This window comes from Phyllobacterium zundukense (genome assembly GCF_002764115.1).
In the GTDB taxonomy this organism is placed as follows: domain Bacteria; phylum Pseudomonadota; class Alphaproteobacteria; order Rhizobiales; family Rhizobiaceae; genus Phyllobacterium; species Phyllobacterium zundukense.
Genome location: NZ_CP017940.1, coordinates 324,704 through 340,750, shown reverse-complemented (window position 1 = coordinate 340,750; position 16,047 = coordinate 324,704). Strand labels below are relative to the sequence as shown.

The following is a 16,047-nucleotide window of genomic DNA, read 5'->3' as shown; positions in this document are numbered from 1 at the left end:
CCATCGTTGAATCGAAATGAATGTGATGAGAGTGGCCGCAATGCCGCGGCCACGTTCTGTCCAGAAAATCAGGCTGCCTGTTTCAGGGCGGCCTTCTGCGACTGGAAGGCCCAATCGAGCCAGAGCGTCAACGCTTCAAGATCAGCCGACTCCACTGTAGCACCCGCCCAGATGCGAAGGCCCGAAGGTGCGTCGCGGTAAGCGCCGATGTCATAAGCGACGCCTTCCTTTTCCAGCAAAGCCACAAGATTCTTCGCGAAATTCGCCTGTGCATCTGTATCGAGCGCCGTGATCTCAGGATCGACAATGGTGAGGCACACCGACGTGTTGGATCGTGTTGCTGGAACCGTTGCGAGATTGGCGAGCCATGGCGTGCGTTCAACGAAAGCATCGAGTACGGCAAAGTTCTTGTTTGCGCGTCCAACCAGCCCATCAAGACCGCCAATCGACTTTGCCCAGTTCAAGGCATCGAGATAATCCTCGACACAGAGCATTGACGGCGTGTTGATCGTCTCGCCGGAGAAAATACCCTCGATGAGTTTGCCGCCAGAAGTGAGGCGAAAAATCTTCGGAAGGGGCCAAGCAGGTTTGTAGGTCAGCAGCCGCTCAACCGCGCGCGGGCTGAGGATCAGCATGCCATGGGCACCCTCACCGCCAAGCACCTTCTGCCAGGAGAACGTCACGACATCGAGCTTGTCGAAGTCCAGCCTCTGGGCAAAGGCCGCGGAGGTCGCGTCGCAGATGGTCAGGCCCTTGCGATCCGCCGGAATGAAATCACCATTTGGTACACGTACGCCCGAGGTCGTGCCGTTCCATGTGAAGACAACATCTCGGTCGAAATCGACCTTGGAGAGGTCAGGCAACTCGCCGTATCCAGCTTCAATGGTGCGGGCATCCGGGAGTTTCAGTTGCTTGATGACATCGGTCACCCAGCCGGCGCCAAAGCTCTCCCAGGCAACCATATCGACGCCACGCTCGCCAAGAAGCGACCAGAGCGCCATTTCAACGGCGCCGGTATCGGAAGCAGGAACGATACCGATACGGTAGTCGGCCGGAACCTGCAGAACTTCGCGTGTAAGATCGATCGCCTGTTTGAGCTTCGCCTTGCCTACTTTGGCACGATGCGAGCGGCCAAGCGGCGCATCGGAAAGCGCATTGAGCGACCATCCGGGACGTTTTGCACAGGGACCTGATGAAAAATTGGGGTTAGCCGGGCGCTGCGCCGGCTTTGATAGCGTCGTCATGTTTTCTCCTATCCTTACAGATAGCACGCCTCTCGTTGGGGAGAGGTGGCCCACTCCGGGAACTAGGAGAAATGTCGTTGGCAGTCAAGAAATTTGTTTGGGTGCGACATGAAATCTTGTCGCGGACAAGGGCGCATCGTGGCGGCAGGCCCAAACGAGAACGGCAGGAGAGTGCTCCTGCCGTTCGTAGTTTCCGTGTTCGATCAATCAGAAAGCGTAACGCACACCCAGCTTGATATCGTGCGAAACGATGTCCTTGAACTCGAACGCTGCATTGCGTGTGCCAACGCCATCATAATTGTACGCCGTACCAGTTTTGCCATCGCCAAGATCGACATAGCTGTAACCGAGGTCTATGGTCATGCGATCGGTCGCCTTGATGCCAAGGCCGGCGTGTAACGCCCAGGCAAATTCCCATTGCGAATCACTGCCAGCAAAGCCGCCGCCACCGGTTATGATATTATCATCAGTGAAACCTGAGATTGTATTACGCGACGCACCGATACCGGCACCGACATACGGCGTTATGCCACTGAAGGTTCCAAGATCGGCATAGGCATTTGCCAATAACAGCCATTCTGATTTCTTGGCATGATAATTATTCGTAGCTTCATCGCCAGTACCCGCAACACCATCAGTGTCATAGAAATCGAGCGCACTAAACTCAGTCTTGCCGCGATATTGGGCCGTAACGTCGGCACGGAACCAGTCATTGAACTGATAGCCAACGCCGATCTGCCCGGTTATGCCGGCATCGAACTCGCCATCATTGTGCCAGCCGTGAACAACCGGATCCGCAAAACCGACATAATCCAATTTGTCAAACTGCTGGTTGCTCATACCGATGTCGCCACGCAGGTACCACCCGCCAAACTGCTGAACCTCCACAATTGGGGCTTCCTGCAAATCCGCCGAATAGGCCGGGGCAGCACCCAGGCACACAAGCGCTGCGCTCATAGCAGCATAGTTTTTGAAAGTGCTCATTTCCGTTTCCCTCACAAGGCCCAAAAATCGAAGCGCAGCGATTGCTACTAAAGGTTGTGAGCCAATATGACGGGGAAAAGTTAAATCCCGCTTAACCGTATTTCTTCACCATATCCATTAACGTTAACAAAATAGGAAACAATAATAATTCGAGCGTCAAAAGCAAATGGGCACGCATCGGGCCCATTTGTATTTCACAACAAGGTATTCAATGTACAGGCGCTCTAGGCAGCCGACGAAATGACCGAAATGATGTCGTTGACAACGGCTTCGACCAGTTTCCGGTCGTCGCCTTCGGCCATGACGCGGATCAGCGGTTCGGTGCCTGACGGGCGGATCACCAACCGGCCAGTATTACCCAAACGGTTGCGTGCTTCGTCGATTGCACTCTTGACTTTCTTGTCCTCCAGCGGCTTGCCGCCAGTCGTGCGAACGTTCTTCAGAAGCTGCGGCACAGGCTCGAATTTCCGGCAAACCTCGCTGACTGGCTTCCCCTGCTCTTGAACCACCGCAAGAATTTGCAGCGCCGATACCAGGCCATCGCCTGTTGTCGAAAAATCAGACAGCACAATATGACCGGACTGTTCGCCGCCGACGTTGAATCCATGGGTGCGCATATGCTCAACGACATAGCGGTCACCGACTTGTGTACGTGCCAGAGTCAAGCCGCGATCACCGAGGAAGCGCTCAAAACCAAGGTTCGACATGATTGTCGCAACGATACCACCCCCGGCGAGACGATCCGACTCTTGCCATGACTGGGCAATTACCGCCATAAGTTGATCGCCATCGATAATAGCGCCGTTTTCGTCAACGATAAGCACACGATCAGCGTCGCCATCCAGCGCAATGCCGATATCGGCCCGCACCTCGTGTACCTTTTTGATCAGGCCGAGCGGATGGGTAGAGCCGCAATCCTCATTAATGTTGGTGCCATTGGGCTCATTATTGATTGTGACGACCTCGGCACCGAGTTCCCACAGTGCCGCCGGCGCCACTTTATAAGCTGCGCCATTGGCACAATCGACGACGATCCTAAGCCCAGACAGCGAGATATTCCTTGGCATCGTCCGCTTGGCGAATTCGATATAGCGGTAGATATCACCGTCAACACGCTTCGCCCGGCCAAGTGCATCGGAACTTGCCAAGCGATCCGCCAAATTCTCATCCATCAAGCGTTCGATTTCGAGCTCGATGTCATCGGACAGTTTGAAACCGTCCGGTCCGAAAAGCTTGATGCCGTTATCATGAAAAGGGTTGTGGGAGGCTGAAATCATCACGCCGATGTCAGCACGGAGCGATCGGCAGAGCATCGCGACCGCTGGCGTTGGAATTGGCCCCAGGAGAAACACGTCCATTCCAGTCGAGGTAAAGCCCGCGACAAGCGCATTTTCGATCATATAGCCGGACAGCCGTGTGTCCTTGCCTATCACGACACGGTTGCGATGTTCGCCGCGTTTGAATGCGAGGCCAACCGCCATGCCGACTTTCATCGCGATATCCGGTGTCATCGGATAGGCATTTGCCTGTCCGCGAATGCCGTCAGTGCCAAAATATTTGCGAGCCATATCCGTTGTCCAAATCTTTGGGTTGTTAAACTTCTGGCAGAACCAGAATGCAGCCTCGTTGTGCCTAGCGCTTGATTATTGCTTATCGCAAAAGACCCTTAATTTCACATCCCACAAATTGTGTAACGCTTGTAACGATTCTACTTACTTGCCGTCCGTGAACAATTCGTACAAAAACGGCCGGTTCTCACCGGCCGTTTTTGTAGACTGCACCACAATCATGATTGTGGTTGTGGCTCAAGGCCTTTGTCCGGTTCATCGCCCTTGCGCGGCTTCTTGGCAGAACCTGCTTTAGGGACTGCCGAACCACGCGAAGGCGGCGTGTCGTCGCCAAGATCGCGGGCAGGTTTGCCACCAGCCATCAACGCCTTGATTTCCTCACCCGTCAGCGTCTCGTATTCGAGCAGGCCTTCCGCAATGGCGATCCATTCTTTCTTCTTCTTTGTCAGAATGGCCCGCGCATGGTTATAGGCATCGTCGATCAGCTTGCGCACCTCAGCGTCGATCAATTGCGCCGTTTCTTCCGAAACGTTCTGTGTACGGGCTACGGAGTGGCCGAGGAAGACTTCTTCCTGATTCTCGCCATAGGCAACCTGACCGAGCTTGTCCGAGAAGCCCCAACGGGTCACCATAGCGCGTGCAAGTTTGGTCGCCTGCTCGATATCCGATGATGCACCAGAGGTGATGTTCTCCTTGCCAAATTTAAGTTCTTCGGCGATACGCCCGCCCATCATGATGGCAAGGCGCGAGATCATCCATTTATAGCTCATCGAATAACGATCAGCCTCAGGCAACTGCATGACCATACCGAGCGCACGGCCGCGTGGAATAATCGTCGCCTTGTGCAGTGGATCGGCAACTTCGACATTCAGTGCGACGATGGCGTGACCAGCCTCGTGATAGGCAGTCAACTCCTTCTCCGCCTGGGTCATGGCTGTCGAGCGTCGCTCGGCACCCATCATGATCTTGTCCTTGGCATCTTCGAACTCAAGCATGGTGACAAGGCGCTTGTTTCGCCGTGCAGCCATCAAGGCAGCTTCGTTGACGAGGTTCATGAGATCGGCACCCGAGAACCCAGGCGTACCACGCGCAAGAATTTTCAGGTCGACATTCGGAGCCAGAGGCACGTTGCGAGCATGTACCTTCAGAATCTTTTCACGGCCGGTAACATCCGGATTAGGCACGACAACCTGACGGTCGAAACGGCCCGGACGCAACAACGCGGGGTCAAGCACATCCGGACGGTTGGTGGCAGCAATCAGGATGACGCCCTCATTGGCTTCAAAGCCATCCATCTCGACCAGCAACTGATTCAGCGTCTGCTCGCGTTCGTCATTGCCACCCCCGAGGCCGGCGCCACGATGACGACCGACGGCGTCGATTTCGTCGATGAAGATGATGCAGGGCGCATTCTTCTTCGCCTGTTCGAACATGTCACGGACGCGCGACGCACCGACACCAACGAACATTTCAACAAAGTCGGAGCCGGAAATGGTGAAGAAGGGTACATTAGCTTCGCCGGCAATAGCGCGCGCCAAAAGGGTCTTACCAGTACCGGGAGGGCCAACTAGCAACACACCGCGCGGGATACGCCCGCCAAGGCGCTGGAATTTCTGTGCGTCGCGCAGGAACTCGACGATTTCCTCGAGATCTTCCTTGGCTTCATCGACGCCGGCCACATCCTGGAACGTCACGCGGCCATGCGCTTCGGTCAGGAGCTTGGCCTTGGACTTGCCGAACCCCATGGCGCCACGCGAACCACCCTGCATCTGGCGCATGAAGAATATCCACACACCCAGGATAAGGATCATCGGCAGCCAGGAAATCAGCATGCCAACGAGCGATGTCGAGCCATCCGTTTCCGGCCGCGCAGCGATCTGCACATTCTTGCTTTCGAGGCGGCCAACGAGACCGGCATCTCCGGGAGAATAGGTCTGGAAGTTCGAACCATTGTCGGAATAGGTGCCCGTAATGCGGTTACCGGCAATCGTCACCGATTTCACGCGCCCGCTATTCACGTCACTTATGAACTGCGAATAGGGAACATCGCTCGATGCCGAGCGCGAGGTGGGGCTTTGGAAAAGATTGAACAACGCAATCAGGAGCAAGGCGATAATCGCCCACAGTGCGAAGTTCCTGTAGTTAGGATTCATATCGGGTCCCATCAATCACAACCGCAATGACGCGGAATTTACATGTAACATAGGTTCGAAGCATGGCCTTGCCAAGACTGGCGTTCAAACTGAGGTCAATTCTTGTTAATCTGGTTTACAGGCGGATGCTTATAACCATGTAGCTGAAAGAGTTCTGCAGCGGATTGAGCAAGAAGTTCATCATACCCTGAAAGGATATGGTCGAACAGGGCAAGGTGCCGCGACACACTGATCCCATTGGGCAATTTCGCGTGATCGTTGAGTGCCCGAACATGGACAATCCTTCCGTCGAGAATGAGAGCCGGGCTGGACTGGACCGACGCACCATGCGGATTTGGTAATCCGGATTCTCTTAGGAAATGCAGCCCCTTTGCGCCGCATGCAACGATCTTGAGCGATTTATCGGAACAATTGCTGATCCGGTAGCGACCGTCCCAGATCACGGTCTCACTCGGCTCAACTGTCATTTCTGGCATCGAACGCATTTCGCGATAAATCAGCGCCTTGCCCTTTTTCAACTCAAGGATGCAACGGGCAATTGTCATTCGCCTAGGCGGAACGGACGATGAAAGGTGCTGCAAAGCCTTGTCACAAATATCCGCCGGGGGCAGGAAGGCCTGACCGCCTATTGTTGCGAGCAGCACACCAATGGCAAGGCGCTGAACATCCGCCTCCTGCTCAACCCAATTTGCCATGCTGATCGTTGCACAGATCCCATGGTCAACTGTCACGCAATGCCGAAAAACCTGTGCAGTCTTAGCATTCAAGGCGCGCCGTTTCGCAATCTTTTCGCCGATTTCGACCTGAATCTGTTCCCGGTCATCGTCCCGCAACGCTTTGCGAACCTGAACGCGTTCATACTTTGGATTCTCATTGCTCGGATCATCGCACCAGGCAACATCGCGTCCGCGCAAATACTCACGCAATGTCTCGCGCGATATCCCAAGCAACGGCCGAACCAGCCAGATTTCCCGGACGAGCAAGGTCGCCGGCGCCATCGCTGCCAAACCGCGTTCGCTTCCTCCCTCCCTCCCACGCGCAGACCGCATGACAAAAGTCTCAATCTGATCGTCAAGTGTGTGACCCGTAAGGATCATGTCGGTACCTGCATCACGGGCAGCGTCGCACAGGAGACGATAACGCACATCGCGCGCCTTGGCGGATATGCCGGTGTCGGGTTTTGCCCCCGTCCAGTTGAGGGTCCGGTGTGGGATACCAGCTTCTTTGCAAAGCCCCGAAACATGTCGCGCTTCTTCGGCAGACTCCGGACGAAGGCCATGATCAATCGTCACCGCTATGAGCTCAGGAAAAGACTGGCGCGATCCTCGAAGCGCAAGGAGAAGATACAAAAGGGCGAGAGAGTCGCTGCCACCAGAGACTGCAACGATGACGGATTTTAGCCCGTCGAAATTGATCGCATCAAAAATACCGGCCGGATCGAGGCCCGGCTCAGCATTTATTGGCGGCACGTTCATTCTTCACGCGGTCTTTGATCGCCGCAGATATATTTGGATAGCGCGACGTAACCGAGGCAAATGTTGCGCAGGCGACATCATGGTCCCGCATCTTGGCAAGGGTCATGCCGAGTTTCAGCAAATTTTCAGGACTTTTCTTGGAATCTGGAAATTGCTTGTGATTGTCCAGGAACACAGAGGCCGCTTCCTGGTACCGCCCCTGGCCAAAGAGTGATTCACCAAGCCAGTAGCGTGCATCCGGATCAGCGGGATCTTTCGGGAAACGATCGACATGGCTGCGGAATGCCACTTCCGCGCTCTTATAGTCTCCCGACAGGAAGAGTTGATAGGCCTGGCTATAAAGGGCCTTCGGATCGTCAGTCTGCGGCAAGGCAGCAACGGTCGTATTTTCCACTGGCTGAGCTGGATCGTCGTTCTTCGTACCACCGATTACGTTGCCATTGGCATCAAACTCGATTTGTCCAAGCTCGCGCGGCGGTTCGCCGAGCTGCGGGGAATTGGGATCGATCTGTGGATCAATGGCAGCGGAATCTGTGGTGTCTGGCGAGGTCTCCAGCGCTGGCGGGTTTGAAGCAGCGGAGGCATCGGACGATGCCTCCGCTGTTGTTCGCGAATGGGTTGCTGAAGCCACGGTCCGGTCAGTCTTGCCGCCTGCATCGGAACGCTTGCCTTTTTCCAGTTCCTCAAACCGGAACTCATTGTCTTCCTGTACCTTCCGCATCTGCTCCTGCATCTGCAGAAGCTGGAAGTTCAGCTCCTCGATCTTGCCAGTGAGTTGCCTGATCTGCTCTTCCAGCTGGCTGACACGCGGATCGCCTGCCTGCGCCATCAAGACGGGAGCATTGCTTGACGCAATGTCCACCTTTGGCGCAGGTGGAAAAACCCCGCTATTAAGATTTGTGGCATGGCCTACGCCGCTTGCCAGGAAAGGCAGCACCGTCATTGCCAGTACCATTTTCTTCAGTCGTTTGTTCATTCCTTTTACCGCCCCTGATATGGGAATTGAAACACCGCTGTGATCCGCGGCAGGCCTATCTAACACGAGCAACGTGACTTCGGCCAAATTTTGTTTTGATGGAGCCGAAACAGAAAAAGCGGCCCGAAAGCCGCTTTTTCTTCGGGAAAATCGATTCGAGCTTAGCTGCCTGCGCCGCCCAGAACAGTGATGGCGCGGCGATTCTGCGACCAGCACGATTCGCTGTCGCAAACAGCGACCGGACGTTCATTGCCGTACGACAGCGTCTTGATACGGGCGGCCGGAACGCCACGCGATGCCAGGTAGTTGCGTGTGGCGGCTGCACGGCGCTGACCAAGGGCCAGATTGTATTCACGCGTGCCGCGCTCGTCGGCATGGCCTTCAACTGTAATCGCATAGTTCGGATAACGCTGGAGCCACTGTGCCTGCTTGGCCAATGTCTGCTGTGCGTCGGCACGAATGACCGAGGAGTCGACATCGAAGAAAATGCGATCGCCGACATTGACCGTGAAGTCCTGTGTGGAACCGGGTGTTGCACTGCCGGCAAGGCCAAGGTCACCGGCACTGTTAGGCATGTTTTTCTTCGAAGCACAGCCCGCAATTGCGAGAGACATGAAGAGTGCAACGAAAACTGGACTGCGGGCGATCATTTCGAAGCGGCGCATAGCCTGGACTCCTTAAGAATTGAATTGTTTCGGTGAACAAGCAGTAACCATATTGAGGTTAAGGCCAGTTCAAGAAACAGGGTTAATCCACTCTTAACTCCAGGATTAACGGCGAATCTCTAAAACGTGCGTTGCACCCTTAAGGCATAAAATGAGGCGGAAAGACGACATTCGCGGCGATGTTGGAAAACACCGCCGCGAATAAACACAATTCATTGCCTGTTCAGTCAAATCATTCCAGCAAAGGCGACCAGGCTGGATCCGAAGCCAGATTCGGGGTCTGAATCTGGCGAAGATTACGTCCGGTCAGATCGACCGTCACGAGGTGCGGACTGTTCGAACCGGGCGGCTGGCGGAAGAACATCAGCACACGGCCATTCGGCGCCCAGGTCGGGCCTTCGTCGTGATAACCGCTCGACAGGATACGTTCACCCGATCCATCGGTCTTCATCACGCCAATGGAGAATTGCCCGCCAGACTGTTTGGTAAACGCGATCAGGTCGCCGCGTGGTGACCACACCGGTGTCGAGTAAGAACCGTCACCGAAGGAGATGCGCTGCGGATTCGATCCGTCGGTACCCATCTTGTAGATTTGTGGACGACCGCCGCGGTCCGATTCGAAGACAACCTGGCTGCCATCGGGCGAATAGGAAGCGCCCGTGTCGATGGCGGAAGTGCTCGTTAGACGTGTTGTCGTGCGGCTGCGCAAATCCATCGCGTAGACGTTGGCGCTGCCATCTTCCTGCAGGAGGCTCATCACGACCTTCTGGCCGTCGGGCGAGAAGCGCGGCGCAATGGTCATGCCCGGAAAATTGCCGACAAGCTCACGCTGGCCTGTCTCAAGCTGCAACAGATAAATTTGCGGCTTGCCGCCCTCATAGGACATGTAAGTGATTTCCTGCTTGCTCGGCGAAAACCGTGGGGTCAGAACCAGATCCTTGCCATTGGTCAGGTAGCGCACATTTGCGCCGTCCTGATCCATGATCGCCAAGCGCTTCACGCGTTTTTCCTTCGTACCGGATTCGTCGACGAAGACGACCCGCGTATCGAAATAGCCTTTTTCACCGGTGAGCTTTTCGTAAATGGCATCGGCAATGATATGCGCCACGCGACGCCAGCTTTCCGGCGAGGTGAAGAATTGCTGACCATCAAGCTGCTGTCCGGCAAATGTATCCCATAGGCGGAATTCAGCTTTCAACCTGCCGTCACCCTGCTTGGTTACACGGCCTGTAACAAGCGCCTGGGCGTTGATCACCTTCCAGTCTTCAAAGCGGGGAGCCGCATCGGGATTGGAGATTTTTTCGATGAATGCGCCCTTGTCGACCGGCGCGAACAGACCTGATCGCTCGAGGTCCGCAGCAATCACACTGGAAATATTGGTCCCCAGCTGATCGCCGGACAAGAAATCGGTGATTGCAATGGGCATGGGCTCGACGACACCTTTGGTGATATCGAGTTTGAGCTGGGCTTTCGCTGGTAGCGTCGCAACGATCAACGTTACGATGACCATTGCTAAAGCTGCACACAAAGTCCGGAGTATATTTAGCATTAGTTCAGGGCCCTCTTTTGGCTGGCCTATTGTCGATCAGGTGGCACCTGGATGAAACGTCAGCTCGACGCTCGACCAGGTGTCGTATTTATCTTGAGGCAAGTTGAATGGTGCCGAACGCATGACTGCTCTCAGGGCACTGCTCTTTACCGCGTTCAACAAGGCCGAATCCCCGCCACTTCCACTCACCTCGGGGCGGCCGTCAATTTCGCCATTCTGTGTCAGGCGGAATTTGACGACGATTGTCATCTCAGGAGTTTCCTCGGCGCCGACTGGCTTGTTCCAGTTTCCCTCGATAATCCCGCGCAATGCATCCATTTCACTCTGGCTGAGCTTTGAACCGCCCGTCGCCTTGTCGGCCCCAAGAGACGACTGGTCGGTCGAACGCTGAGCTCCAGCAGCAGATGGCTTTTGCTTGTTGAGCAGATCAGCGACCTGATCAGCAATTCCGTCCTTTTCCTTCGAAGGCGTGGACGCCGTCTGTGTAGGCTTTGGCTTTTCGGGGGTTTCCTTGCGATCGGGTGTCTTCGCTGTCTGTGCAGGAGGCGTCGGCTTTGCTTCCGGCTTGGCAACGTTCTCCGGTAGCTTGAATGCCTCTTCAACCGGCTTTTCACCCACCGGGGCCGGTTCGACCTTCGCTGTTTCCGCTGGAGCCGGCTCGCTCTTTAGCTCATTGATTGCCTCTGCCACGGGATCAGGCTTTATTTCCTGCTTGGGAGCTGGCTCCGGCTTCACTTCCGTTGCTGGCACAGGCGTCGGCTTCGGCTCCGGCTTGACCTCAGGTTTCGGCTCGGGCTGAGGTTCCGGCTTGGCAACTGGCATTTCCGACGGCTTGGGTGGTTCGGCGGCTTCGACAGGCTTCGGTTTCGTCTCTGTCGTCGGCTTTGTCTCTACATCAACCTCGCTGTCACCGATATTTTGGGCGTCCGGCTGAGTTTGTGGCTTTTCGGTTGGCTTGGGCGCGGGCTTTTCCGCTTTCGGCGCCTTCTTGTCACCCTTCTGCAACTGGCTGATGTCAGAAACGATATCGATGGGCATCGACTCTGAATTTGCCATGTCCATCGGCGTCGGCGCGGAAAAGGACAACAGCCCCCATCCGAGCACGACAGCATGGATAATTGCGGAGGATGTGACGCTAGCCCGCATGACTGATCAGTTTGCCTCCGGTAGACTGACGAGACCAATATTCTTGAAGCCCGAGCCCGATATCTGGGCCATGACTTTCATGATCGTGCCGTAATCCGCTGCCTTGTCGCCTTTGACAAAAATCCGTTCATTGTAACCGGTCTTGGCGATCGCCTGCAGCTTGGGCACGATTTCTTCGACCGGAATTTCTGTCTCCTGCAGATAGACCTGACCCTGCTGGTTGATCGTCACGTAAATCGGGTCAGCTTCGCTGTTCAGCGTCTGCGCCGATGTCTCCGGCATATCGATTGGCACACCAACAGTCATCATCGGCGCCGTCACCATGAAGATGATCAGCAGGACGAGCATGACGTCGACCAGCGGCGTGACGTTGATTTCGCTCATCACGCCCTTGCTGGAACGTCCGCGCCGTCGGCGTCCGCCTGAAGAACCATTGTTTCCTATCGACATGCCCATGGCATTAAATCTCGCAACTATTGTATCGGTTATTCACACGGTTACTCAGCTGCGCGGCAGCTTCTCATCGATTTGCCGCGAGAGTATGGCGGAGAACTCATCGGCAAAACCTTCCATGCGCGCAGTCAGCTTGCCGGCGTCGCTGGAAAGCTTGTTGTAGGCAATGACGGCGGGAATAGCGGCGACAAGGCCGATGGCTGTTGCCAGGAGCGCTTCTGCGATACCCGGTGCGACGACAGCAAGACTGGTTGATTTCGAACCCGCAATACCCATGAACGAGGTCATGATACCAATGACTGTCCCGAACAGACCAATGAAAGGCCCAGCGGAGCCAATGGTCGCAAGGAAGGTCAGGCGTGCGGCGAGATAATCGCTTTCGCGTGCCAGCGCCACATCCATCGCCTTGTCGATACGCATCTGCAATGCGATCGGCGAGCGGGCACCTTTCTCGAATGACTTCTTCCATTCCCGCATCGCTGCGATGAAAATGGAGCCCATGCCAGTGGTGCGCTTGTCGCCAAGATTGCGGTAGAGCTCTTCGAGTGACTGTCCAGACCAGAAGATTTGTTCAAAGCGGTCAAACGCTCGCTTAGCCCGGCCGAATCCGAGTATCTTGTCGATGATGATTGCCCAGGTCCAGATCGATGCACCGAGCAATCCCACCATGACCAGTTTGACGACAAATCCGGCTTGCCAGAACAATCCCCACAAGGACATGTCCGATGTCTGGACGGCAACCGCTAAATTTTCCATATCCACTACCCTCGAATCCGAAAACCCGGCATGTCGACCGGGGCGCAATCGTCTCTCATTCCAGATGAGCCACGTTTTGAAACCGGATCTTTTCCAGTAACCACACTGCGGCTTCTCACGGTTAATTTTGGTAAAACGAAGGCGTTAACCAAAAACACCTCGTTTGAACGCCCTTATTCATGGTTTGTTATGGTTAAGGATCAGTTATGATTCAGGCGTTGGAGTTGTTTTAAATTGTCTGATCCTGCGATTGCGGCTTAAAAAGCTTGATCCACTCTGCCGGAAACCTTCGCGGGCGGCCGGCGTCATTGACCATGGCTGCCTCGACGGTAGCTGAGATGAGTAGATCATCCCCGCGCTTGATGGCCTGCGCCATTTTCACCCGTGCCCCGGAAATTTCGGCCGTGCGGGTCTCCACCGTCAATATGTCGTCGATCCGCGCTGCTGATTTGAAGTCGATCTCCATGCGCCGCACGACCCAGACAATACTTTCGCCGAGTTTGCCGTCCGCAAGCTCCGAATGGTGTACACCAAGCAGGCGCAAATAATCCGTGCGTCCGCGCTCGAGAAATTCCAGGTAGCGGGCGTGATAGACAATACCGGAGAAATCCGTGTCGGCGTAATAGACCCGCGCCAGCAGACGGTGCCCGACATCCGTCAATTCGCCAGCCAGTCCGGTTGCGATAGTTGATTGAGAGTTGTTTTCGCTCATGGTCCTTCCCTTTTGCAGGCTTGGCGGGCATTTTGTCCAGAGCCACGACCAGAAGGACGCGAAAGAATTGATTCTGCCCTCATTGCGCGCACTTCTCTGTTTCTCCTGTCTGATGGCTGGCCCCGTGACGGCTTCGGCCACGACCTTCACGATGAAACATGGCCTTAGTCTCGATCTTTGGACCACATGGCCCGGCCCCGAGCGCTGGGATGAGGAAGCGGTACTCGCCAATTTTCCCGAGTGGCGTCAGGGCGTCAGCGCCGACAATCTGCAGGATATAAGAAAGGCCGGCTTTGATTTTGTCCGCATGCCGATCGACCCCGCTATATTTCTTGAAGACGCCTCCGACAAACGCGTCACCCGGCTGATTGCCGAAACACTCAGATCGGTCGATATGTTGCATGAGGCCGGGCTCAAGGTGATCGTTGATCTTCATTCGATTCCAAGCGATGTGCGCAAGGTCGGCACGAACCAGGTCCTGGCCGACAAGGACCTTTTCTCCCGCTATCTGGATGTGGTGAGACGTCTGGGCCAGGCGCTGGCCCGTACAGATCCCGCAACCACCGCGTTTGAACCGTTCAACGAGCCTGTCGTTGATTGTGATCCCACCCTCTTTCCCAAATGGCCTTCCATGCTGGAACAGCTTCATTCGGTGGCACGCAAGGCGATACCTAACCATACACTGATCTTGTCCGGGGGCTGCTGGTCCAGCGCTCATGGACTTGAAAAGATCGACCCGGAACGCATTGCCGACGACAATGTCATCTGGACATTCCACTCCTATGAACCCTACGTCCTCACCCATCAGGGCGCTGACTGGACGGGCGACTCGATGAGTTATGTCGAAGGCTTGCCTTATCCGCCGGATCTGATGGGCGAGAAAGCCTTCGAGGAGCGACTTGCAGCTGTGCGGCAGACAATCGAGGCGAAAGCGCCGGAGGAGCGGCGCGAGGAATTATTGACCGGGTTCAACGAGATGGCGGGCGGGGTAATGAGCTACGAACAGGTTCTAACAATGCTGAATGAACCATTCGACAAAGCGGAGGCTTGGGGCAAGGAGTATGAGATCCCGCCCGAGCGCATATTTCTCGGTGAGTTCGGCATGATCCGCCAGGAGTACCGGAAGGAATTTCGCATGCCTTCAACCTGGCGTGCCGCCTATTTGAAAGACATGACCGGTGCCGCGGAAAAGCGTGGCTTCCCCTGGTCGGTCTGGTCGTGGGGTGGCGCCTTTGGAATCACCCTTGATGACGACAAGCGTGTACTCGATCCGGTTATTCTCAAAGGTCTGGGGTTGAAACCTCAGTGAACTTCAATCGTCTTCCTGAAACAGGTTGATCTGCTGCTGGATAATCTCCGCCGGTGCGTTCAGACCCAGATGTTTCCAGGCATTCGCCGTCAGAACACGTCCGCGCGGCGTCCGCTGGATAAAACCCTGCTGGATGAGGTAGGGTTCGATAATATCCTCGATCGCATCACGCGGTTCGGAAAGACCAGCAGCGATCGTCTCGATCCCCACCGGTCCGCCGCCGAAATTATGTGCGATCATCGAGAGGTAACGCCGGTCAAGCTGGTCTAGCCCAAGCGAATCAACTTCGAGACGCAGCAGCGCTGCGTCGGCGGTCTCACGATCGATCTTGTCCTTGCCATCGACAACGGCAAAATCCCGTACCCGGCGCAACAGCCGCCCGGCAATGCGCGGGGTTCCGCGGGCGCGGCGTGCAACTTCCAGCGCACCATCATCGGTCATGCCGATGCCCATGATCCGTGCACCGCGCCGTACGATGTGTTCCAGTTCTTCTACAGTATAAAAATTGAGCCGGACTGGAATACCGAAACGGTCCCGCAATGGCGTGGTCAAGAGCCCGAGCCGCGTCGTGGCGGCAACGAGGGTGAACTTGGCGAGATCGATCTTCACTGAACGCGCGGCAGGGCCTTCGCCAATGATCAGGTCGAGCTGGTAGTCCTCCATCGCCGGATAGAGAATTTCCTCGACAGCCGGATTGAGGCGGTGGATTTCATCGATGAACAGGACGTCGTTCTCTTCGAGATTGGTCAAAAGTGCCGCCAGGTCGCCTGCTCTGGCGATCACAGGTCCCGAGGTCGAGCGGAAATTGACGCCAAGTTCCTTGGCCATGATCTGCGCCAGCGTGGTCTTGCCGAGACCGGGCGGACCAACGAACAGCACATGGTCGAGAGCTTCGCCGCGTGACTTGGCTGCCTCGATGAAGACTTTGAGATTGGCGCGCGCTGCAGCCTGACCGACGAAATCGGCAAGTGTTTGCGGACGCAGCGAGGTATCGAAATCCTCGCCGCGCTTGTCGGGTGTAATCAGGCGGCTTGCATCGCTCATGCGCCTGTCCTCG

At 55.7% G+C, this 16,047-nt stretch carries 14 protein-coding genes; 1 reads left to right on the top strand and 13 read right to left on the bottom strand.

Annotated features, from left to right (window positions below):
* Positions 1–68 precede the first annotated feature (68 nt).
* From BLM14_RS01670 to ybgC, 12 genes are all read right to left on the bottom strand, one after another.
* On the bottom strand, positions 69–1,244 hold the full coding sequence (locus tag BLM14_RS01670) for a phosphoserine transaminase (RefSeq protein ID WP_099997812.1): 1,176 nt from the start codon (positions 1,242–1,244) through the stop codon (positions 69–71).
* A gap of 207 nt (positions 1,245–1,451) precedes the next feature.
* Entirely contained in the window at positions 1,452–2,228 is a 777-nt protein-coding gene (locus BLM14_RS01665; RefSeq protein WP_099997811.1) for an outer membrane protein, read from the bottom strand.
* Between the two features lie 224 nt (positions 2,229–2,452).
* Entirely contained in the window at positions 2,453–3,796 is a 1,344-nt protein-coding gene (glmM, locus tag BLM14_RS01660; protein WP_099997810.1) for a phosphoglucosamine mutase, read from the bottom strand.
* A 218-nt stretch (positions 3,797–4,014) separates the two neighbouring features.
* Entirely contained in the window at positions 4,015–5,949 is a 1,935-nt protein-coding gene (ftsH, locus tag BLM14_RS01655) for an ATP-dependent zinc metalloprotease FtsH (RefSeq protein ID WP_100000977.1), read from the bottom strand.
* A 95-nt stretch (positions 5,950–6,044) separates the two neighbouring features.
* Positions 6,045–7,418, bottom strand: coding sequence for a tRNA lysidine(34) synthetase TilS (gene tilS, locus BLM14_RS01650; protein WP_157929466.1), 1,374 nt, complete (start codon positions 7,416–7,418; stop codon positions 6,045–6,047).
* Positions 7,399–8,400 carry a tol-pal system protein YbgF gene (gene ybgF, locus BLM14_RS01645; protein ID WP_099997808.1) on the bottom strand — a complete coding sequence of 334 codons (1,002 nt, stop codon included), beginning with the start codon at positions 8,398–8,400 and terminating at the stop codon, positions 7,399–7,401. Before ybgF ends, tilS begins: the two co-directional genes overlap by 20 nt.
* Positions 8,401–8,561: 161 nt before the next feature.
* Positions 8,562–9,065, bottom strand: a complete 504-nt coding sequence (pal, locus tag BLM14_RS01640) for a peptidoglycan-associated lipoprotein Pal (RefSeq protein WP_099997807.1) — start codon at positions 9,063–9,065, stop codon at positions 8,562–8,564.
* 232 nt (positions 9,066–9,297) lie between these two features.
* Positions 9,298–10,614 carry a Tol-Pal system beta propeller repeat protein TolB gene (tolB, locus tag BLM14_RS01635; RefSeq protein WP_099997806.1) on the bottom strand — a complete coding sequence of 439 codons (1,317 nt, stop codon included), beginning with the start codon at positions 10,612–10,614 and terminating at the stop codon, positions 9,298–9,300.
* Positions 10,615–10,650: 36 nt separating this feature from the next.
* On the bottom strand, positions 10,651–11,760 hold the full coding sequence (locus BLM14_RS01630; protein ID WP_099997805.1) for a hypothetical protein: 1,110 nt from the start codon (positions 11,758–11,760) through the stop codon (positions 10,651–10,653).
* Between the two features lie 6 nt (positions 11,761–11,766).
* Entirely contained in the window at positions 11,767–12,216 is a 450-nt protein-coding gene (gene tolR / locus BLM14_RS01625; RefSeq protein WP_099997804.1) for a protein TolR, read from the bottom strand.
* Positions 12,217–12,261: 45 nt separating this feature from the next.
* Positions 12,262–12,969, bottom strand: coding sequence for a protein TolQ (gene tolQ / locus BLM14_RS01620; RefSeq protein ID WP_099997803.1), 708 nt, complete (start codon positions 12,967–12,969; stop codon positions 12,262–12,264).
* Positions 12,970–13,198: 229 nt separating this feature from the next.
* Positions 13,199–13,681 (bottom strand): tol-pal system-associated acyl-CoA thioesterase, encoded by a 483-nt coding sequence (ybgC, locus tag BLM14_RS01615; protein ID WP_099997802.1) that lies wholly within the window; start codon positions 13,679–13,681, stop codon positions 13,199–13,201.
* Here ybgC and BLM14_RS01610 point away from each other — a divergent pair.
* Positions 13,680–14,990 (top strand): glycoside hydrolase family 5 protein, encoded by a 1,311-nt coding sequence (locus tag BLM14_RS01610; protein WP_099997801.1) that lies wholly within the window; start codon positions 13,680–13,682, stop codon positions 14,988–14,990. The two genes, ybgC and BLM14_RS01610, sit on opposite strands and share 2 nt — an antisense overlap.
* Positions 14,991–14,993: 3 nt before the next feature.
* Here BLM14_RS01610 and ruvB read toward each other — a convergent pair whose 3' ends face one another.
* Positions 14,994–16,034, bottom strand: coding sequence for a Holliday junction branch migration DNA helicase RuvB (gene ruvB / locus BLM14_RS01605; protein ID WP_099997800.1), 1,041 nt, complete (start codon positions 16,032–16,034; stop codon positions 14,994–14,996).
* Positions 16,035–16,047 lie beyond the last annotated feature (13 nt).